This window comes from Pseudomonas salicis (assembly GCF_057128705.1).
Genome location: NZ_JBSKHU010000001.1, coordinates 1,223,380 through 1,243,343 on the forward strand (window position 1 = coordinate 1,223,380; position 19,964 = coordinate 1,243,343).

Genomic DNA, 19,964 nt, shown 5'->3' on the forward strand with positions numbered 1-19,964 from the left:
GAGAATTTTCTGGCAGTAACATGCATTTGCCGAAGGTTTGGCCGGACAAATAATCGTTTGTCGATTGAAGCGCGGATCACAAAACTGCGCGCCATCTAATAAAAACAACCGAGACGTACCCATGCCTTCCTGCGCTTCCCTGCGGCTGTCTACTTCGTGCCTCACCCTTCTCTGTGCCTGCTCCGCGCCTGCCATGGCCGTGCCAGTCACCGACCACCTCGACCTGGGCGGTGCCATCCGAGCGCGCTGGGATTACGACCCGGATCGGGACATTCAGAAATTCAACTTCGACACCGTGTTCCTCACCGCCAAATACACCTCCGACAGCTGGATCGGTGCGGCGAAATACCGCTTCTACGGACACTCCTACCCCTATAAATACACCAAACACGTGGGCGATGTTTCGTTCCCCGAGTACGCGTGGGTCGGCTATAAATTCAACCCGGATCAACAGATCCAAGTGGGCCTGAACCAGATCCCGTTCGGCTTGCAGCCTTACTTCGGCAGCACTTTCTTCGAGACCCTCGGCAACGTGGTCGGCCTGGAAGACGTCGAGGAAATGGGCGCCAAATACATTCAGCAAACCGGCGACTGGAACATTCAGGCGGGCTACTACCTGCGTCCGGCGTGGCAAGGCAAAGGCACCAGCAATGGCCGCACCTATTCCAGTGTCGTGTCGCAAGCGGACAGTTACGTCGCCAACGGCAGCGACAACCAGGAGCGCAACACCGTCGTGCTGCGGGTGGCCAGGGCGCTCGACCTCGGGCCATGGAAATCCGAAGTCGGCGTCTCGGGCCTGACCTCTTCGCTGGAAAACAACGACACCGACCGCGATGGCCGACGCAACGCCGTCGCCGTTCACTACATCGGTAAAAACGGCCCGTGGGGCGTGCAATTGCAAGCCGCCCGCCCGCCAACAGATGTCGCCGCGCAACCCCGGCACCGACGAACTGGTCACCTTCGGCGGTTACGACGGCACCTACAACGTCGCCAGCCGCGCCAACCTGTACGTTGCCGACCTGAGCTACGACGTCGGCGGCAAATACCTGTTCGACCAGATCAGCGGCATCAAGCTTTACGCCAACTACAGCGCCTACCAGAAATCCGCCGCTGGCTTCGACGACTCCCAGCGCGTAATCCTCGGCTCCTCGTTCTCGGTCAGCAAACTGTGGGTCGCCACCGAATGGCTGATCGGCAAGAACGACCCGTACATCGGCGGCAGCGATTACAGCCAGAGCCTCGGCGCGGGGGGGAGCAATCAGTGGGAGAACCAGCTGTATGTGAACGTTGGGTATTACTTCTAAGTGCTGGACGCGCTACGCCCGCGCTACGCCCGCCCGACCCCCTCGAACGCCGCATCCACCATCAACCTCGCATCGAGACTGCGAATCCGCTGCTCGATGTGGTACGCCCCTGCCTCGGCATAGCGCAGGTACACGCGGCCGCAGGTCACGCATTCGCAAACCCTGCAGCGGTTGTAGGGAAAGAACTGTGGGGCGATGGGGGCGTCGGGTGACCAATAGGAGGTGTTGGCGGGGTGGTATTCGTCGAGCGTGAGGTCTTCTTCCTCGGCGGCGATCAGGGAGCCGACTTCCCGCAGTTGGCTTTCCTTGAGCGAGACGGGAAGCCCTTCCCAGCCCACGAAGGATTTGGACTGACACGTGCAAGGCTGGGTGAGGGTGTGGGAGCGTTGGGCGAAACGCATGAGTTCGGCGTAGGCGAGAGGCGTGAACATGGGCAGCAGACTCTTGGCAGATGAGGTCTTTCAGGCGCGGCTCATTGTGCAATGCCGCCCCACCCCCTGCCTACTGCCCTGCAACGAACGTGTGCGGTCAGCGAACGACACGTCGGGTGAGCTGACCGCCCGGAATCGGGTAGGACACGTACAGCCCGGATTCGACCTGATCTCTGGAGGCTTGCGCCAGGCCTCGTACCTGATTCGACGCCGTCACCAATCGCTGGCGATCAAGCCGGCCATTTTCCACCGCATCGACGATGGCCTGAGCGATGTCGTCCAGACCCGAGTCACTGGACACCAGCAAAAGATGCGCGCCCGCTTCCAACGCTGTGACGGCCGTGTCGGTGATGCTGTTGTCGCGCAGGATGGACACGGCGTCCAGGTCGTCTGAAATGATCAGCCCATCGAACCCTAACTCCTCGCTCAACAGCCCAATGACCTTGCGCGATGTGCTGGCGGAGTGCTGCGGGTCGAGTGCGGGAAACACCGCCGGACCTGGCATGATCGCTTTCACGCCGGCCGCGATCACTTGGCGGAACACGTCCAGCCCCTCGTTCAGCGCTTCTAGGTTGTCCGGTACGAAGGCCCTCGCCACAGCAGGGTCGTCCTGGGTTTCATAGTGACCGGGGAAGTGCTTGGCCGTGGCGATCACCCCTGCCCGCTGCACGCCCCGGATGAACGCGCAGGAAATACGCGCGACTTGAACGGCATCCGGCCCCAAATGGCGATTGTGCAACCAAGGGTTGTTGCCGGTGACCACATCGACGATCGGGGCCAGGAACATATTGACCCCCATGGCCCGCGCCGAACTTGCCATCTCATAGCTGCGCGCCTCGATGTCTTCGCTGCTGAGCGTCTTGAGTTCATCTGCCGACGGCATACCGGGCACCAGCCGATGCAACCGTTGTATGCCTCCAAGCTCCTGATCAACGGCCACCAATACCGGGCCACCTGCACAGTCCGCGGCATGCTCGACGATACGGGAGAAATCCGCCTGGGCTTCAGCGCGGCGACGCTCGAAAGTCATCTTGCGCGCGAGGTATTCGTCGCGGGTTTCGCCCAACAAGATGGAAACGCCACCGTTTTTCAGGAAACGACGCACACCCTCATCAAGCGTGAGTCCGCTGAAAGCCGGTAGCAAGACGGAATAGGCTGCTCGGTGCAGTTCGGTCATCATGCTCGTTCTCATCAATAAATAGGAGCATTAATGCTCGTTGTCGCTCACTTTATGCTCATGAAAGGCATTGTCAAGCCGGAAAGCCTTCAAATCGAGCGCTCACTTCTCACCTGAGTGAGCACTGAAGTGACCATCCGTCCTGCGACTCTTTGTGATGTGTACGTTTCATGACCGCTGGAAACGCTTCTGTTGCCTGCCTATTCGCTGCCCAGATCAAGGGCGCGGGGAATATTTACGGGACGCTCTTTTCATTTAGCCGTTTGCTCGTCAACATACGCGGCAACTGATGAAGGGGGCGCTAAACGCTTCAATGAGAATCGATACCGTTCCCCAACTTCTCTCTTTCAAGTCGAGATAAAACAAACACGTGCGAGCCCACTTAAAAATCGAAAAGTGATATCGGATTGATATTAATTTCTCGGCAGTGGCTTCACGTGATCTCACGCTTAGTTTCAGGATGAACTCGATGCGTCATTTACTGCTGACGGCTACGCTGGCCGTGTCGCTTTATGGCTGTGGTTCCACGCCGAACAATCCATCTGTCGATCTGGAAACCACCAAAGCCCCGGCGGACTACGCGCAATGCGTGTTCCCCAAGTGGCAGAAAATCAAACCCGAAACGACGATGACCGAAGGCAAGAACCACTTTAAGTTGCTGGTCTCCAGCAAAGTGTCTCAAGACGACATTCTCGAAGTGTTCAAAGGCAACCCCAACACCCGCGTGTTCTTCTATCAACGGGCTCCCCTCTCTGCCGCGTTCGGTCGCAGCGCGCTGGAAAAAGCCGCTCGGGAATGTTTGTGAGTCCAGCCTGACCCTCCAATGGCGCGAATGGCCGACGGTGCAATCAGGCTGAACTTTCGTTTTTGCAATTCCCTCTGAGAACCGACACGTCCGATTTATCGGGCACGGTATCCACTGGGAGGCATCACCACCATGAGCACCACACTGAACGGCAAGAAAGTCCTGATCATCACCGCCAACACCGGGATCGAGCGCGACGAGTTGCTCAAGCCGCTGGAGGCGTTGAAAGGCATGGGGGCAACTGTGACTCATGCGACCATCAAGGGCGGCGCCGCCCAGACGTTCCTGCACGACACCGAGAAAGACACCAGCGTCACCTCGGACGCCCGCCTGGCGGGCTTGTCCGCTGATCAATTCGATGCGCTGATCATCCCGGGTGGCACCGTCAACGCCGACACCCTGCGTCAGGACGCCGATGCCCAGCGTCTGGTCAAGGCCTTCGCTGATGCGGGCAAACTCATTGCCGCGATCTGCCACGGCCCATGGCTGCTGATCGATGCCGGGGTTGTGGAAGGCAAGACGCTCACCTCCTATCCTAGCGTGCGCACTGACCTGCTCAACGCCAAGGCGGCAGGTTGGGTCGATGCCGAGGTCAAGCAATGCGGCGCCAACGACTGGACGCTGATCACCTCGCGCACACCGGATGACCTGCCTGCCTTCAACGAGGCCATCGGCAAGGCGCTGCTTGCGGCATGAAGCCAGTGGCGTAGCCCGAAAGCAAAACGCACCGACGCCGCTTTTATAGCGGCGTCGGTGCGTCTAGAAGAAGAGTAACCCCAGCGGAAGACAGCGACGTACAGTCCGCCAGGGGAGTCTCGCACTCACGGGGTAGGAACTGCTGTTGGCCAACTAATTCAATCTTTCTTCGTTTATAGGGCCAAAACCTCTCGTTTACGACAGCCTGTCTTCGAAAACGAAAATACTTGCAACTCTTGTCCAAACAATCACGTCGACATCGAAAGGCCAACGCGATCACCGCGGGTGCCCTGACGAGAATCGCCCATGATTGGAATCATTGTCCCCGCACACAACGAAGAGCTGTATCTGGATGACTGCATCAAATCGCTGATTGCCGCTGCCGGTCATGAAGACTTGGGCGGCGAGGCGGTCGAGATTCTGATCGTCCTCGACGACTGTTCCGACAGTTCGGCGCAGATTGCACGCGCCCATAGCGTACACACCCATCCGTGCAACCACCGCAACGTCGGCATGACCCGCGCAGCAGGCGCCCGGCGCATGCTGGACCGAGGCGCGCGCTGGCTCGCGTTCACAGACGCCGACACCGTTGTGCCGTACGCGTGGCTGGCGGAGCAAATCGCGTTCGGCGCTGACGCAGTCTGCGGCATCGTGCAGGTGGACGATTGGTCCGAACACACACCGCAGGTGCGTGAGCGGTACGACGCGCTTTATCGCCCGGTGGATGATCACCGCCACATTCACGGCGCGAATCTGGGCGTGTCTTCCGAAGCCTACCTCCGAGCCGGAGGATTCAAGGCGCTGGCGGCCCATGAAGACGTGCATTTGGTCGCGGACCTCGAACGCATCGGCGCTCGCATCGTCTGGACAGCGCGCAACAGCGTGACCACTAGCGCCCGTAAGCACTGTCGATGCAAGGAAGGCTTCGGCGATTACCTGAATTCACTGGCGACTCAAACGTTATTAGGCTAACCCTCATAACGCATGCCGCCAGAATGCTCCGTTCGGCGCCTACCCTTGCATGCGCAGAACCCAGACCTCGGCGGGACCGTAATCGATGCAACCCTTGAAAAACCGGGCCAACCCCGGTGACGACACACTGGGTGGCGGCATGCCCAGTGCCAGTGTCGCCCTGCCAAAATCAGGTAACTGGTTCAAACGGCTGCTGGCGTTTACCGGGCCGGGCTACATGGTCGCGGTGGGCTATATGGACCCCGGCAACTGGGCAACGGACTTGGCCGGTGGCTCGCAGTTCGGTTATCTGCTGCTCTCCGTCATTCTCTTGTCCAACCTCATGGCCATCGTCCTGCAAGCGCTGTCGGCTCGGCTGGGCATCGCCACCGGTTGGGATCTGGCCCGTGCCTGCCGCGAACGCTACAGCCGTCCGGTGTGCATCGCCCTATGGCTGGCCTGTGAAATTGCGATCATCGCCTGCGACCTGGCCGAAGTCATCGGCACCGCCATCGCCTTGAATTTGCTGTTCGGCATTCCGCTGGTGTGGGGCGCGGTGATTTCGGCCATCGACGTGTTTCTGATCTTCCTGTTGATGGGCAAAGGCTTCCGGGCGCTGGAAGCGTTCGTCATTGCCCTGCTTTTAATCATCTTCGGCTGCTTTGCGATACAGATGGTGCTGGCCCGCCCTGACATGGCCGAGTTGTTCGCCGGGTTCATTCCCAAGGCGGAAATCGTCACCAACCCCGCCGCGCTGTACCTGGCCATCGGAATCATCGGCGCCACGGTGATGCCCCATAACCTCTACCTGCACTCCTCCATCGTGCAGACCCGCGCCTACCCGCGCACCGATGAAGGCCGTCGCATCGGCCTGCGCTGGTCGGTCACAGACAGCACCATCGCCCTGACCCTGGCGCTGTTCGTCAACGCTGCGATCCTGATCACGGCGGCCACGGTGTTTCACAAGGCGGGCAAGACCGACGTCGTGGAAATCGAGCAGGCTTACCATCTGCTGTCGCCCATGCTCGGTGTCGGCATCGCGTCAGCGCTGTTCGCCATCGCGCTGATGGCGTCGGGGATCAACTCCACGGTGACCGCGACCCTCGCCGGGCAGATCGTCATGGAAGGCTTTCTGAAGCTGAAATTACCGGGCTGGGTGCGACGCTTGTTGACCCGGGGGCTGGCGATCATTCCGGTGATCGTCGTGACCAGCATCTACGGCTCGGAAGGCACGGCGAAGCTGCTGGTCTTGAGCCAGGTGATCCTGTCGATGCAACTGCCGTTCGCCATCGTGCCGCTGGTGCGTTTCGTCTCCAACCGCAAGCTGATGGGCAATCTGGTGGCCGGGCCGCTGCTGACATCGGTAGCGTGGGTGATTGCGCTGCTGATCATCGGTCTGAACGGGGTGTTGCTGGTGGGGATGTTTGGGGACTGACATTTGACACGCGAGGTACAAGGAACGCCGGCCATTGCGGCCGGCGCGCTTCCTCAGGTCAATGGCTGTCGCCGTGGTCGTGGCCCATGTCCATGCTCTCGGCCATCGATTTCGCCGGGGCATCGACCTGTACAGTCTCGCGCTCACCCTTGGCGTTTTCGATGGTGAGCGTCAGCGGCACGTGGTCCCCTTCCTTGATCTGCCCCACCAGCCCCATGAGCATGACGTGGTAGCCGTTCGGCTCCAGCGCCACGGCCTTGCCCGCTGGCAGCGGCACCGAGTCCACGGGCCCCATGCGCATGACGTCGTTGGTCATGCTCATCTCGTGGACTTGCACGTGAGTCGCCGCCGGTGACGCGACGCTTAACAGCTTGCTGTCGCTGTCTGCGGTGATGCGCATGAACGCGCCGGAGGACGGCTGGCCCGGCACGCTGGTGCGGACCCACGCGTCTTCTACCTTGGTTTCTGCCACCGCCGACAGGCTGATGCCCGCCAGCAAAGAGACAGCGAGCACGCGGCGCAGGGCCGGAATACGAAACAGAGCGGTCATCAGCAGACCTCCATGACAGTGAGCAAGTCTTCGGCGCATTGCTTGGCGGTCAGCGAAGGACCGAGGCCCAGGCGCAAATTGCCTCGGGTGTCGAACACATAACTGGTGGCGGAATGGGACATGGTGTACGTGTCGCCGATCGGCACTTTTTCATAGAACACGCCGAATTCCTTGGCGACCTGCTGCGTTTGCTCCAGCGTGCCACGCAAGGCGACGAAGCTCGGGTCGAACTGCTTGACGTAAGCGTCGAGGATTTCCGGCGTGTCCCGTTCAGGGTCGATGCTGATGAAGATCACCTGCATGATCTTGCCTTCCTCGCCCATCATCTTCTTGGCCTGAGCCGCTCGGGCCAGGGCCGTTGGACAGACCGACGGGCACTGGGTAAAGCCGAAGAACACCACCGGCATCAGCCCGCGAAAGCTGGACAGGGTCTTGGTTTCGCCCTGGGTGTCGGTGAGCTTGAAGGTACGGCCCATGATCTTGTTGCTCAGGTCCTTGCCGTACTTGAAATCCAGGGCGGTGGTCGAACCGTCGCAGCCCGCGAGCAGGCCCAGGCCCAGAATGCCCATCCCGGTCATCACCTGACGGCGGGTCAATAAATCATTCATCTGACGAACTCTCTGAAGCGGCCAGCGTTGGCGCCAGCCTTTGATCGCCCTCTGCGAATGCCTGTTGGCATAAAGGGCGACACCCATCGGTACGCGAGTATGGCACGCCGGTTCAGGGTGCCTGAGGCGACAATCCGGGGAGGCAATGTCGGGGTGGTTTGCGCAGCAGGTAATCAGAACGGGGAATGAGCTTGCGCCGGCTGCGCGCCATCCAGCCGAGGCCAATGAAAAATACCAGCGACAGCGCCAGCGTCCCCGCAAAGGCACAGTCGGCCATGGACAGCTTCATGAGTTGGGCATGCTCGCCCATCTGCGCCATGTCCATGTGCCCGGACAGACCGTGCTGCTCGCTGCAGTCCACGCCGGGATTCGTCTGATTGAACGCCCGCAGCATCTGGCCGTGGCTCAGGCTGCACACAAACCCACTGAACAGGATGAAGCCATACAGCATCCAGGCAATGAGCGATTGATGGGTTCGGACGAATTTCATGGGGCGCCATTCTACATCGTTGCCCCCGCACACACGTTTCGGCGCCGGACTGTCCGGGTGCGACAAAACCGCGCAGGCCCTGAAGAACTCGCAGCACACCGCCGCGCGCACGGCGACGGACCCGCCAGGGCCCGCAAATTGTTTGAACCCCCAGCCGCCCGGAGTGCCGAATCCCATACGCAGCCTGCGCAGAACGTGCCGGCCAGAATAACAACGGGAGCACGCAACCCATGGGCCATGACGCAAAAGGCATTGACGCGGTGCTGGCGGATTTCGCCCGCCGTCCCAACGTGCCGATGATCGATGACCACCTGCGCGAGGCCATGACGCTGTGCATCGAGCGCGGGCTGGATCGCTTGCCGGTGCCGGGAAGCGGGCAAACCCTGCTGCGCTGGCAGCAATTAGCGGCGGTCGGCGGCATCGATCTGGCACTGCTCAAGCTGTACGAAGGTCACACCGATGCCTTGGCCATCTTGCAGGAACTGGCGTGCGCACCGTTTACCGAGCCGGGCATCTGGGGCGTGTGGGCCGCTGAGCCGCCCTCGGCGCGAGTCGGGGTCAGTGCACGGAATGGCGAAGAGGTTCGCCTGAATGGCCGCAAAGCCTGGTGTTCCGGCGCGCAGCAGATTGACTACGCACTGATCACCGCCTGGACCGCCGATGACCAGCCGCAACTGGTGGCCGTTCGACTCGATCAGCCTGGCATCACCATCGACGCACAAGCCTGGCAGGCCGTTGGCATGGCCACCACCGCCAGCGTGGATGTGCATTTCGACAGCGCTGTCGGGCATTGCGTCGGTGAGTCGGGCGCCTACCTGTCGCGCCCCGGCTTCTGGCAAGGCGGCGCTGGCATCGCCGCTGCGTGGTACGGCGCAGCGGCTTCCCTCGCACGAACGCTTCATCGACAGCGACAAGAGGGTCGGCCCGATCCCCATGCAGATGCGCACCTTGGCTCGGTAGACGCTGCGCTGCATGGGGCATCGGCAGCGTTGCACGCTTGCGCGGCGTGGATCGACGCCCACCCTGAAGCTGACGCGCGTCTGTCGGTGCAACGGGTGCGGGCACAGGTCGAAATGGCGGTCGAGCACGTCTGTCGGCATGTGGGCCGCGCACTGGGGGCGACGCCGTTCTGTCGCGATCCGCAGTTCGCCCGTCTGGCCGTGGACCTGCCGGTGTTCATTCGTCAAAGCCATGCCGAGCGTGATTTGGCGCAACTGGGCGAACTGCTTGCCGCACGGGAAACGGAGGATTGGTCGTTATGAGTCAGGCGCAACCTTTTGGCGTCGCGGGCACGCCCTTGAGCCAATGGCAAGACAGCACCGCCTTGCGCGGCGCCCAGGTCATCAGTCTCGAAGCGCTGGTGCCGCCGGGTTCACGGCTGGTGGTGCTGGCCCCTCACCCGGACGATGAAGTGCTGGCCTGCGGCGGATTGCTGGCGGCGATGGCGATGGCCGGTCGGGAACAGGAGATTCAGCTGATTTCGGTCACCGATGGCGAAGGCAGTCATCCCGGCTCGTCACAGTGGCCGCAGGCGCGGCTTCGCGCGCAGCGTCGTCTCGAAAGCGAGTACGCGGTCGCCGCGCTGGGCCTTGATGTGTCTCGCCTGAGTTGGCATCGCCTGAGCCTCGTCGATGGCGGCGTGGCCGAAGGCTCCGAAGCGTTGATCGCGCTGCTGAGCGAGGACTTGCGCCCCAGCGACGTGTTGCTCAGCACCTGGCGCCACGACGGCCACTGCGATCACGAAGCCGTCGGCCATTGCGCTGCCCAAGCCGCCGCCAGCACCGGCGCAACGCTGGTGGAAGTACCGATCTGGGCCTGGCACTGGGCCGAACCCAACGACCCGCGCATTCCGTGGGAACAAGCGCGCAAGCTGATGCTCGGCGACGAACAGTTGGCGCGCAAACGCCGCGCCATCACCTCTCACGCCAGCCAGCTGCAAACCGACACCAGCACCGGCGCCCTGCCCGTGCTGGACGCCGTGACCCTGGACCGTTTGCTCCAGCCCTTCGAACTGGTGTTTCTGTGAGCCTGCCTGCTGATTACTTCGATGAACTGTTTGCCGACAGCGATGACCCGTGGGCCTTTCGCACCCGCTGGTACGAACAGCGCAAACGCGACCTGACCCTCGCCGCCCTGCCCCGTCAACGCTATGAGCGGATTTTTGAGCCGGGCTGCGCCAATGGCGAGCTGAGCCTGCGTCTGGCCCAGCGATGCGATGAGCTGGTATGCATGGACATGAGCGCCCGGGCGGTGGAATTGGCGCGTAAACGCTTGAGGCCCTTCGCTCGCTCGACGGTGATCGAAGGGTGCCTGCCGGAAGATTGGCCCGAGGGAACGTTCGATCTGATCGTCGTCAGCGAGTGGGCGTATTACCTGGCGCCTGCGTTGTTTGTGCAAGTCATCGAAAAGATCGTTGCCCATCTGACGCCGGACGGCGCCGTGCTGGCCTGTCATTGGCTGCACCCCATCGACGGTTGCCCGATGGAGGGTCGCGAGGCCCATGGTCTGCTTGATCAGCACCTGAAGATGCCACGCACATTGCAGCATGAAGAGCAGGATTTTTTGCTGGAGATGTGGAGCCGGCAGCCGGGTGGGATTGATCTGGATGAGCAGGTGCGGCCGTAGCCTCACGGCTTGCTGGCGATGGGGTCTTAGAGATCGCCACGCTGGCAAACCAGGCTGCTACGCAAGCATCCGCGTATCAGGCCAGTCGCTCCTGTACAAACACCCGCGCCTGCCGCGTCATTTGGTCCAACTGCCGGTCGCGCTGTTTCTCGGCGTCGGTCATCGCCCGTTTTCCGTGTTGCTTCAGCAAATAGGCATGGATCTGCCGCACCTCGACAGATTGGTAGATCGGCATTGTGTCGATCACGCCCAGCAGGCCTTCGGTCTGGTGATCGCGGGTGTTCATCAGCACTTGCGGGCCGCGTGCGCCCAGCACCTGAAACCCCATCGCTTCGAAATACGGCACCCTCCCGACGAAACACGCGAGTTCGGCGTGCGGGTAGCGCGCCAGCATTTTCTGCACCATGCCACGGGCAATGCCGAGACGGCGCTGGTCGGCCTTCACCGCCATGTACGCCACCGAACAGGCGTCGGCATCGCCCTGCACCGGGAGGTACAGCAGGAATCCCGACACGACTGACGGATCTTCGTCGTCCAGCGCCACGATCAGTTCGACGGGAAAGCCACGGGAACCGTCCATGGCCTGCAAATATTGATGCACCTCATGCCCCACCCCGAATTGATACAGCGGATACAACGGGTTGCTCGGCGCGATGCCGACCATGCTGATGTCAGTGACGTAATCGACCACCATCTGCATGATCTGGCTGTCGATGGATTCGGGTGGCGTATTTTCGAGGCGTGTCAGGGTGAACATGGCAATCCTGGGTCAGGGTGAAGGCTGCGCGGCGATGGCGTTCAAACGCCAAACCCGCGCATCATACCCGTTCTGGACTCAGACCTCGCCTGGCGCCTTTTCAGGTTTCGTCAGCGTCTGAGCGAACCCCTTCAAGGCATTCAGCCCTGATCGACTGGCGAACGCCAAACAACCTGAGTCGCCGTCAGACCGCAAGTGCCGCGGCGACGCAGGGTTTCTGTGGATTGAGTCGGTGCCAGACCGTAAATGTCGCGGCGACGCAGAACTCCTGTGGGAGCGAATTTATTCGCGAATTTCCGGGACAGGCGACACATCTCTATCGCTTGAAATGCCGCTTTCGCGAATGAATTCGCTCCCACAGGTTGAGTCGGCGCCAGACCGCAAGTGCCGCGGTGTGACGCTTCCACAGGTTTGAAGATCCGGTCCGCGATGGGACTCAGAACGACAATTGGCGCGGGTTGACGTCCAGGATCCTGGCCAACCGCACCACGGTCACACCCACCCCGAGGTGGCGCAGCGACGGCTGCACCAGCACGCAGTGGTCGTGGGGAGTGACGATGGGGGTTTGGCCGTCGTGGGCGATCACGGTCCCGGCCTTTTCGATGACTTCCAGTCCCCGAAAATCCTCGACGAACGAGAAGGCCATGCTGCGGGCGACCACCGGGCTGGTGACCTCCAGAAAGCGTTGCGGCTGTGAGGCAGCCGGGCGAATGAACTCCGCGACGTCCTCCTCCTTCACCGCCCCCGTCGTCACCAGAAAACGCGCTGCGGTGTCCAGCGCCACCTCCCGGCTGCGTCGGGAGAAATGCTGCCCGGTCTCGATCAACAACGCGTTCTTCACGCTGGCCGGGTCGTCAAACCCGCCAAAATCACGCAGGCGACGGCCATTGGCGTGCCCTGCATCCACCACCACGGTTTGCGGCACGCCCAAGGTCGCCGCGAAATCCAGACCCTTGGATTGCGCGCCGCACATCATCACCGGCGGCGCTTCTTCGTGCATCGAATGAATGTCGAGCAACAGATCGACTGTCTCCACCACCGGGCGCAACTGCCGCGCCCGGCGCAGTTCAACCGAGTCCAGATCACCGTCCAGCTTGTCCGTCAGCCAGACCCGGTTCATGTCCTCGTCCAAATAACGGGTCGCGTCGATGTTCTGCGGATCGAAGCGGTGGTACGCCTCGACATTGCCGAACGCCAATGTCAGGCGCCCACGCACCGGGCGCAGTTCACGCTTCAGAAACGCGTCCACGGTGATCGCCCCACTGACTTCGTTGCCATGGGTCAGGGCCATGATCATCACGTGGGGGCCGGGCACGCCGCTGTCGAAACTGTGCACGTACTCCACGCCAGCCGTGCCGGTCTGCCAACGGCGGATGTCCGGAAATTCGACTTCGACGGGGTACGGTTTCAAGGCGGCGCGGACTTGCTCAAGGGTTTTCATTTCAGTCTCCAGCAGACAATGGCATACGCAGGCCGGGGCTCATTCGAGGCGCGGCAACAGGTGCTTCGTTGAAAGGATTGGATCAGGCAGGCGTGCTGTTTCGCATGCGCCGCCCCAGCAGAATCACGGCGATGACGCTGACCAGCGAAGTGGCGACCACGTAGAAACTCGGGGCCAGCTTGCTGCCGGTGGCGTCGATCATCCAGGTCACGATCAGCGGCGCAAAGCCACCGAACAGCGTCACCGAAAAGTTGTAGCTCAGCGCCAGGCCCGTGCCCCGGGTGCGGGTCGGGAAGATGTCGGCGAGCATCGCGGGAATCGGCCCCAGGCACGCGGCGATCAAAATGCCCACCACCGCCTGCACCATCAGCAACGTCGAGACGCTGGGGAAGTGATTGAGCCAGACGAACATCGGATAGGACGACAGGCCGGTGATCAGCAACGCGAGGGTCAGCACCCGGAAGCGGCCGTAACGGTCGGACAGGCTGCCAAACACCGGCGCCATGATCATCAGCGTGATGCCGGTGACCAGCGCACCCAGGTACGACGACGTGGCCGCGATGTTCAGTTGTTTCAGGGCGTAGGTCGGCATGTACAGCTTGTGCACGTAGTTGAACGCCGTGGCGCCCGCGACCACGCCGATGGCCAGCAACAGGCTGACGCGGCCCTTGATCAGCACATCCCGAAGCGGGGTTTTCTCTTCCACCTTGGCGGCGACTTTCTGGAAATCCGGTGTCTCTTCGATCTGGCTGCGGATGTAGAAACCCACCGGCCCGATGAGCAACCCGACACCGAACGCCACGCGCCAGCCCCAATCGCTCAGCTGTGCGTCGGTCAGCACATAGCTCAGCAAGGCGCTGACGCCCGCAGCCAGCACGGTCGCCAGCCCTTGGGTGGACAGTTGCCAACTGGCGAAAAAGCCACGACGGCTGGCGTCGGCGTGCTCGACCATGAACGCCGTCGCCGCGCCAAATTCGCCGCCGGTAGAGAAGCCCTGGAGCATGCGGGCGACAATGATCAGCAGGGGCGCGGCGAGGCCGATCTGTTGGTACGAGGGGGTGAAGGTGATCAAGGCCGTGCCGATCAGCATGATCAGAATCGACAGGGTCAGCGAGGCCTTGCGCCCTGCCCGGTCGGCATAGGAGCCCAACACGATGGCGCCAAGTGGGCGCATCAGGAATGAAATCCCGAAGGAGCCGACGGCCAATAGCAATGAGGTGGTTTCGTTGTCCGAGGGGAAGAACAGCTTGCCGATGACCACGGCGAAATAGCCGTAGATCAGCAAGTCGTAGAACTCCAGCGCATTGCCGAAGCTGGCGGCAACGATCTCTTTCCACGGGCCTCGTCGGGCAGTGGCCGGGGCGGCGCTCACGGTTGATGAATGAGGGGTCATGAAGAATGGCTTCCGGGTCTGTTTCACAGTGGGCGATCACGTTCGCGAGCCATGGCGGGCGAACTCGACGGCAGTCTTTTTTATTGGGTGAAAACAACCGGACAGTGACTGAAGGTCTTCGCCTCCATGACTGCCCGGCCCGGTGTAAAGGTGGATCAGGTCGGCGGGTTGGACAATTGCTGTTTGGGCACAGGGTTGAGCTTATTCGGCACAGGGGCGTAGGGATGGGCGTTTGACGGCGGGACGATGCGTTGATTATTTGCCGGCTGCCCATAAACGGTGCGGTAGAACTGGGTCTGTAGCGGCACGTGTCCGGCTCAGACTCCGCAACACAGATGAACCTCTGTGGGAGCGAATTCATTCGCGAATCGTCGGGACAGGCGACGCATCTTCTTCGTCTGAACTACCGCTTTCGCGAATGAATTCGCTCCCACAGGTTGTGGTCCGCGTCAGGTCGCACATTCGCAGTGACCTGAAGGCCAGGCAATCAATCCGACGCCAACCCCTCCCAGATCCGCATCACCCGTTCGCTGCGATTGGCGCGCAAGCGGTGCAGCGAGATGTCGAAACCGATCTGCATTTCCGGCCCGCCCGCGATCACCAACTCCCCCGCTGCCAGCGCCTCTTTGACCACCATGCGCGGCAACCAGGCCAGGCCACTGCCGCGCTTGGCCATTTCCAGAATGGCCTCGTAGGAATCCGCCTGATAGATCATGCGCAACGCCAACCGGTGAGGGAGCCGCGCCAGATGCTGGGCCAACACTCCGCGCAGGGACAATGTGGGGGAAAACCCCAGCCACGGAATGCTCGACACATCACTGCTGACGTCGATCAGAAACAGCGCTTGCCCCTGAGCATCCGGCGCGCTGACCGGGAGCAATTCTTCCCGGGCCAGCACCCGTGAATCGAAGCGCTCGCTGTCGATCAGAATGCGCGTCAGCGGGCTTGAGAAAATCAGCTGCAAGTCCACCTCCCCGGCGCTCAACTTGGTGATCGCTTCCTGCGCTCCGCCCGTCACAAGCCACACCGGAAATGCGCCGAACTGCGCATGCAGCGACTGATACCAGTCCGGGAAAAACACGCTGGCCAAGGTGCGGCCCGTGGCGATGCGCAGCGGCTCGTCGCGGTTCATGCCGAGGTTCTGAAACTGCGCGCGGGCGGCCAGCAGCAGCTCCATCGATTGCGTCGCGGCGTCGAGAAACAGCAAGCCGGCGGGGGTCAGCGACAGTGGCTGTTTGCGCTCCACCAAGGGCACACCGACCCAGTCCTCCAGTGCACGAATCCGCCGCCCGAACGCTGGGTGGGTCACGCAACGAATTTCGGCCGCCCGCGACAAGCTGCGGGTGCGCGCCAGCTCAATGAAATCTTCCAGCCATTCCAGTTGCATCGAGTGTCCTGTTCAGCGTTGTCAGCAGATGAAGCATTTGCGCACAAGCGCCCGCCGTTGTCATGGGGCCGCGATAAAACCCAGGGGGGGCGATCCGCCCGACGCTGCGCCTTAGGTGAGCCGCGTCGATGCCCAAGCCCGCACGGCGTCGGCGAACAACCGCAAGGCCATGGGCGGGTGCCGGTTCGCCGGGTAGTACAAGCAGGTGCCGGGATAGACCGGACCCCACTCGGGCAGAAGATGCACCAGCCTGCCCGCTTGCAGATGCTCTTCAATTTGACCCAGTGGCAACCAGGCAATAGCGACGCCCGCCAGCGCCGCCTCGATCATCACATTGACGTTGTCTATGGTCAGCGGGCCATCGACGTCGATGCTCGCGCTCTGCCCCAGGTATTCGAAATCCCAGCGAAACAGCGCCCCGCTGGCAAACTTGAAACGGACGCAGCGGTGTTGCTTGAGGTCATGGGGCACATCGGGCGCGGGGTGGTGCTGCAAATATTCGGGCGACGCCACCGCACCAAAATGCACATCGGCGCCAAACCTCACGGCGATCATGTCCTTGGGCACGTCTTCGAACACCCGGACACCGGCATCGAACCCCTCGCCGACGATGTCCACGAAACGGCTGTCCGCCACGAATTCGATGTGGATCTGCGGATAGGTTCGCAGGAAATCCGGCACCACATGGCGCACCAACAGTTTGATCGACGACTCCGAGGCACTGATGCGAATCGACCCCGACGGGGTGTTCCGCGCCGAGGTGACTTCGTTGACCACGTTGGTGAGGTCAGCGAGCAGTGGCCGCACCCCTTGCAACAGTTGCTCACCCGCTTCGGTCAGGGCCACCGACCGCGTGGTGCGGTTGAACAGGCGCATCTCCAGCCGCGCCTCCAGGTTGCGCATCGAGTGGCTCAGCGCCGAGGGCGAGACCCCGAGCACCCGTGCTGCGCGGCTGAAACTCTGGTGTTCGGCGATGGCGATGAACGCCGTCAATTCGGGCAAGTCGGCGCGGATCACTTGTGAATTCCCCTCAGCGAGTCATGCAACGGTTGGCGGATTGTTGACGAGCGTACAGGAATATAAGGTAGGTTGATCGTCACTGAGGAGTCGCACCATGCAACAGCGCACATTGGGCAACAGTGGCCAGACCGCGCTCCGACCTGATACCCAAGGACCGCAGCCCGATCACTGTTGCCGCGCTGATCACCCAGAAGCAGCCGGTGAAACTGGCCTTCCACCTCAACCGCGCCATGGTCAACGGCCTGCCCCGTGAACAGGCCGCGGAATGGGTGACCCACTTGGCGTTTTACTTCGGCTGGCCGAAAGCGATGTCAGCTGTGCCGGTGCTCAAGGAGGTCTTCACGTCGCGCGGGTGACGGGCCAACACTCAAATCATCGACCCCTCTCCTTCGCCCCCCCACGACGACAGTCAGAGACGAAATCCTTTCCAACTGAGCCATGCCCAATGGGCTGCAACAGGGATGCAGGACGCAGGCAGCCAGTAGATCGAAGGAGCCAACACCGCAACGCCCCCACCGTAACCGATCAATACGACCAACGCAGTCGCCAACGCCAGTCCCCACCACACTGCTTTTCCGGGACGATCCCACTGACCGGCAAACCTGTAATGAAGTACCAGCAGGGCGCCCAGTCCCCACCAACTGATGATCATCATGATCATGACGGGCGGAGCGAAGACGGCGACAACCGTAAAAATGGCTGTAAAGACCATGTTGGGCCAGACGATGAGGTACAGAGACAGCTTGACGACTGCCCCATGAAAGGACGACCTCATCTCCGCTGAAACGTCTGGCACAGCCTTAACCAAGCGCCGCACTGGCGCGCGCCTCGGAGATGGGCCTCAGGACTGGGTCCGAGTCCTGAACATGGATGTACACCCACCAGCGGTCAGGCGGGCTGCGCAAAATCAGGTGCACCGTGAAGGGACGTGCATACGATCCCGTCACGCCGGGAATGGTGCTGTCCCGAAGTATTTCCACTTCTACTATCCCGTGTTGCGCCAGGACACTCCGCAAGAGTGGGTCGTTGCGCTGGTGGAGCAGACGGATTTCGGTCCGGGTCGCCTGTTTGAGAGCGGCAAGCACAGCCCATCCGCCGAGCGTGAGCAACAGAATGATCCAGCGATAGTCGTGGAGCCCGTGCAAAACTTCCATGTTCTTTCTTATCGAGAGGACGTCAGATGGCGCGGAGTATCGAACATTGTGCCTGCCCCTGAAAAGTCCTCACGCACAGCGTCGGTCTACGCAAAACACGCTCACATCCTGAGGCGTTGGGCAGAGTCCTTCTTCGTAGCCTTCTGGCTTATCGACCGCAGCGTGTTGGAATCCGACGCCGCCGACGTGCAGGACGGCGCCGTAACATCAGGACCTCTTGCATGACCTGCGCCGATAGTCGCCATCGCCAAAATGAATTAACCGGTTGGTACATGAATATGTTTTCATGTCGCCCGCTTGTGAACGGCCCCTCCGCGCGTGCCCTTTCTGCCGCCCTCATCCGCGAGGCCGGTTTTTCGCATTCAGGTTTTTTGATGAGCAATCCTTCGCAATACCCCGCAAACCCCGGCGCCCGCCGTGGGCTGTCGACCGCGCTGGTCGTCGGTTCCGTCATGGCAATGGCCGCCACCTCGCCCACGCGGGCCGATGACTGGCTCGACCGCACCACCCTGACCGGCGACTGGGATGGCAATCGCAGCCGCCTGACGGCGCAAGGGGTGAAAATCACGGGCGATTACAGCGGCGAAACGGTCTACAACGCCCACGGCGGCAAGCAGCGTGGCACGCGGTATTCGCAGAACGTCAAACTTGGCGCGCAGTTCGACCTTGGCAAGCTGCTGGACTTGGACAGCGGCGGTAAGGTGCAACTGACGATCAACGATCGGCGCGGCAACGACGGCTCGGGCGATCTGGTCGGCAACCGGTTGCCGGTGCAGGAAAACTACGGCGGCCTCTACACCCGCCTCACCGAGCTGAGCTACGAGAACATGCTGTTCACCCCGGCGCTGAACGTGAAACTCGGCTACATGGCCATGGGCAACGACCTGGGCGGGCTGAGCAGCGGGATTTTGTGCAACTTCATGAACGCCGGGTTTTGCGGTCATCCCTTGGCAATGTCCGGGGGCAGCGGCTGGGGCAACTACCCCAACGCGCATCTGGGCGGCATGGCCAGGTACCGCTTTAACCCGAATTTCGCGGTGCAGGTCGCGGCGTTCAAGGTCGATGCCGCGAGCAACGGCGATTCCAGCCGGGCATGGCATGTCACGCCCAAGGACAGCACGGGCAACATCCTGCCGGTCGAAGCCATCTACAACGTCCTCGGCGACCTGCCCGGCGAGTACCGTGTCGGCTATTACTACGACACCTCGGACGTGCCGCGCATCGGCACCGGCAAAGCAGTCGCAGGCCGTGAAGGCTCGTATTTCCTGATGGATCAGACGGTGTGGAATTCGGACGCGGTGATTGGCCGTAACGTCCATGTGTTCGGGCAGTTCTCCAATGCCAGTGCAGCGGCGGCGCCGTTTCGTCGTTGGTATTCGGCAGGTTTTGCGCTGAAGAAGCCTTTCGTGTCACGCCCCAACGACACGATTGCCGTGGGTTACGGCCGCGCGGTGTTCAACCCGCGCAGCCGTGATGTGCAGGAAAACGCGGCATTGGCCCGAGGTGAAGACTTCCCGGACCTGGCCAGCGGCGAGGGTCTGGTGGAGATGACCTACGGCGCACAGGTGGCGCCGTGGCTGACGATTCGGCCGTCGGTGCAATACATCATTGAACCGGGAGCGTTTTATGGGGAGGACATCGAAAACACCTTGATTGTCGGGTTGCAGGTCAAGGCGACGTTGTGAGCGAATGGAAACAGGTAGGCCGATGGCCTGGACCTACCTGTGGGAGCGAGTTCAT

The 19,964-nt window shown here is 61.7% G+C and carries 20 protein-coding genes and 2 pseudogenes; 10 read left to right on the plus strand and 12 right to left on the minus strand.

What is annotated here, in order from left to right:
• The first annotated feature begins 121 nt into the window (after positions 1-121).
• Positions 122-1,304, plus strand: a pseudogene (locus ACWKWE_RS05595) (hypothetical protein).
• Positions 1,305-1,327: 23 nt separating this feature from the next.
• Here the strand turns inward: ACWKWE_RS05595 and ACWKWE_RS05600 are convergent.
• A complete protein-coding gene (locus tag ACWKWE_RS05600; protein WP_483849915.1) occupies positions 1,328-1,735 on the minus strand; it encodes a hypothetical protein in 408 nt (135 codons plus the stop codon).
• Positions 1,736-1,832: 97 nt separating this feature from the next.
• Entirely contained in the window at positions 1,833-2,915 is a 1,083-nt protein-coding gene (locus ACWKWE_RS05605) for a glycoside hydrolase family 3 N-terminal domain-containing protein (protein WP_483849916.1), read from the minus strand.
• Between the two features lie 466 nt (positions 2,916-3,381).
• On the opposite strand from ACWKWE_RS05605, the gene ACWKWE_RS05610 reads away from it, so the two are divergent.
• The 4 genes from ACWKWE_RS05610 to ACWKWE_RS05625 all read left to right on the plus strand — a co-directional run bounded on the left by ACWKWE_RS05610 (position 3,382) and on the right by ACWKWE_RS05625 (position 6,799).
• On the plus strand, positions 3,382-3,717 hold the full coding sequence (locus tag ACWKWE_RS05610) for a hypothetical protein (protein ID WP_166597689.1): 336 nt from the start codon (positions 3,382-3,384) through the stop codon (positions 3,715-3,717).
• 132 nt (positions 3,718-3,849) lie between these two features.
• Complete coding sequence (locus ACWKWE_RS05615) at positions 3,850-4,413, plus strand: type 1 glutamine amidotransferase domain-containing protein (RefSeq protein ID WP_166597688.1); 564 nt, start codon at positions 3,850-3,852, stop codon at positions 4,411-4,413.
• A gap of 306 nt (positions 4,414-4,719) precedes the next feature.
• Positions 4,720-5,385, plus strand: a complete 666-nt coding sequence (locus ACWKWE_RS05620) for a glycosyltransferase family 2 protein (RefSeq protein ID WP_483849917.1) — start codon at positions 4,720-4,722, stop codon at positions 5,383-5,385.
• A gap of 139 nt (positions 5,386-5,524) precedes the next feature.
• Positions 5,525-6,799 carry an Nramp family divalent metal transporter gene (locus tag ACWKWE_RS05625; RefSeq protein ID WP_483849992.1) on the plus strand — a complete coding sequence of 425 codons (1,275 nt, stop codon included), beginning with the start codon at positions 5,525-5,527 and terminating at the stop codon, positions 6,797-6,799.
• Between the two features lie 58 nt (positions 6,800-6,857).
• Here ACWKWE_RS05625 and ACWKWE_RS05630 read toward each other — a convergent pair whose 3' ends face one another.
• From ACWKWE_RS05630 to ACWKWE_RS05640, 3 genes are all read right to left on the minus strand, one after another.
• Positions 6,858-7,349: a copper chaperone PCu(A)C gene (locus ACWKWE_RS05630; protein WP_483849918.1), complete on the minus strand. Its 492-nt coding sequence runs from the start codon at positions 7,347-7,349 to the stop codon at positions 6,858-6,860.
• Positions 7,349-7,957 carry an SCO family protein gene (locus ACWKWE_RS05635; protein ID WP_166597684.1) on the minus strand — a complete coding sequence of 203 codons (609 nt, stop codon included), beginning with the start codon at positions 7,955-7,957 and terminating at the stop codon, positions 7,349-7,351. The genes ACWKWE_RS05630 and ACWKWE_RS05635 overlap by 1 nt, the downstream gene beginning before the upstream one ends.
• 112 nt (positions 7,958-8,069) lie before the next feature.
• Complete coding sequence (locus ACWKWE_RS05640) at positions 8,070-8,447, minus strand: DUF2946 domain-containing protein (protein WP_483849919.1); 378 nt, start codon at positions 8,445-8,447, stop codon at positions 8,070-8,072.
• A 230-nt stretch (positions 8,448-8,677) separates the two neighbouring features.
• Between ACWKWE_RS05640 and ACWKWE_RS05645 the strand changes: the two genes are divergently transcribed.
• The 3 genes from ACWKWE_RS05645 to ACWKWE_RS05655 are packed head-to-tail and all read left to right on the plus strand — an operon-like array spanning position 8,678 to position 11,072.
• Positions 8,678-9,709, plus strand: a complete 1,032-nt coding sequence (locus ACWKWE_RS05645; protein WP_483849920.1) for an acyl-CoA dehydrogenase family protein — start codon at positions 8,678-8,680, stop codon at positions 9,707-9,709.
• Positions 9,706-10,473 carry a PIG-L deacetylase family protein gene (locus ACWKWE_RS05650; RefSeq protein ID WP_166597681.1) on the plus strand — a complete coding sequence of 256 codons (768 nt, stop codon included), beginning with the start codon at positions 9,706-9,708 and terminating at the stop codon, positions 10,471-10,473. The genes ACWKWE_RS05645 and ACWKWE_RS05650 overlap by 4 nt, the downstream gene beginning before the upstream one ends.
• Entirely contained in the window at positions 10,470-11,072 is a 603-nt protein-coding gene (locus ACWKWE_RS05655; protein ID WP_166597680.1) for a class I SAM-dependent DNA methyltransferase, read from the plus strand. The genes ACWKWE_RS05650 and ACWKWE_RS05655 overlap by 4 nt, the downstream gene beginning before the upstream one ends.
• A 76-nt stretch (positions 11,073-11,148) precedes the next feature.
• Here the strand turns inward: ACWKWE_RS05655 and ACWKWE_RS05660 are convergent, their stop codons facing one another.
• The 5 genes from ACWKWE_RS05660 to ACWKWE_RS05680 all read right to left on the minus strand — a co-directional run bounded on the left by ACWKWE_RS05660 (position 11,149) and on the right by ACWKWE_RS05680 (position 17,067).
• Positions 11,149-11,829: a GNAT family N-acetyltransferase gene (locus ACWKWE_RS05660; RefSeq protein WP_483849921.1), complete on the minus strand. Its 681-nt coding sequence runs from the start codon at positions 11,827-11,829 to the stop codon at positions 11,149-11,151.
• A gap of 436 nt (positions 11,830-12,265) precedes the next feature.
• Positions 12,266-13,270 (minus strand): M14 family metallopeptidase, encoded by a 1,005-nt coding sequence (locus ACWKWE_RS05665; protein WP_483849922.1) that lies wholly within the window; start codon positions 13,268-13,270, stop codon positions 12,266-12,268.
• Between the two features lie 82 nt (positions 13,271-13,352).
• Positions 13,353-14,663, minus strand: a complete 1,311-nt coding sequence (locus ACWKWE_RS05670) for an MFS transporter (protein ID WP_166597677.1) — start codon at positions 14,661-14,663, stop codon at positions 13,353-13,355.
• A gap of 487 nt (positions 14,664-15,150) precedes the next feature.
• Positions 15,151-16,050: a LysR family transcriptional regulator gene (locus ACWKWE_RS05675; protein ID WP_483849923.1), complete on the minus strand. Its 900-nt coding sequence runs from the start codon at positions 16,048-16,050 to the stop codon at positions 15,151-15,153.
• A 111-nt stretch (positions 16,051-16,161) separates the two neighbouring features.
• On the minus strand, positions 16,162-17,067 hold the full coding sequence (locus ACWKWE_RS05680) for a LysR family transcriptional regulator (protein WP_483849924.1): 906 nt from the start codon (positions 17,065-17,067) through the stop codon (positions 16,162-16,164).
• Between the two features lie 119 nt (positions 17,068-17,186).
• Here ACWKWE_RS05680 and ACWKWE_RS05685 point away from each other — a divergent pair.
• Positions 17,187-17,426, plus strand: a pseudogene (locus ACWKWE_RS05685) (carboxymuconolactone decarboxylase family protein); the annotation flags it as partial.
• A 53-nt stretch (positions 17,427-17,479) separates the two neighbouring features.
• Here ACWKWE_RS05685 and ACWKWE_RS05690 read toward each other — a convergent pair.
• Positions 17,480-17,725, minus strand: a complete 246-nt coding sequence (locus ACWKWE_RS05690) for a hypothetical protein (RefSeq protein WP_483849925.1) — start codon at positions 17,723-17,725, stop codon at positions 17,480-17,482.
• A 145-nt stretch (positions 17,726-17,870) separates the two neighbouring features.
• Complete coding sequence (locus tag ACWKWE_RS05695) at positions 17,871-18,224, minus strand: hypothetical protein (protein WP_483849926.1); 354 nt, start codon at positions 18,222-18,224, stop codon at positions 17,871-17,873.
• Positions 18,225-18,676: 452 nt separating this feature from the next.
• Between ACWKWE_RS05695 and ACWKWE_RS05700 the strand changes: the two genes are divergently transcribed.
• The gene (locus tag ACWKWE_RS05700) at positions 18,677-19,909 is read left to right on the plus strand and encodes a carbohydrate porin (protein WP_483849993.1); all 1,233 of its coding nucleotides are present in this window, start codon (positions 18,677-18,679) and stop codon (positions 19,907-19,909) included.
• Positions 19,910-19,964 lie beyond the last annotated feature (55 nt).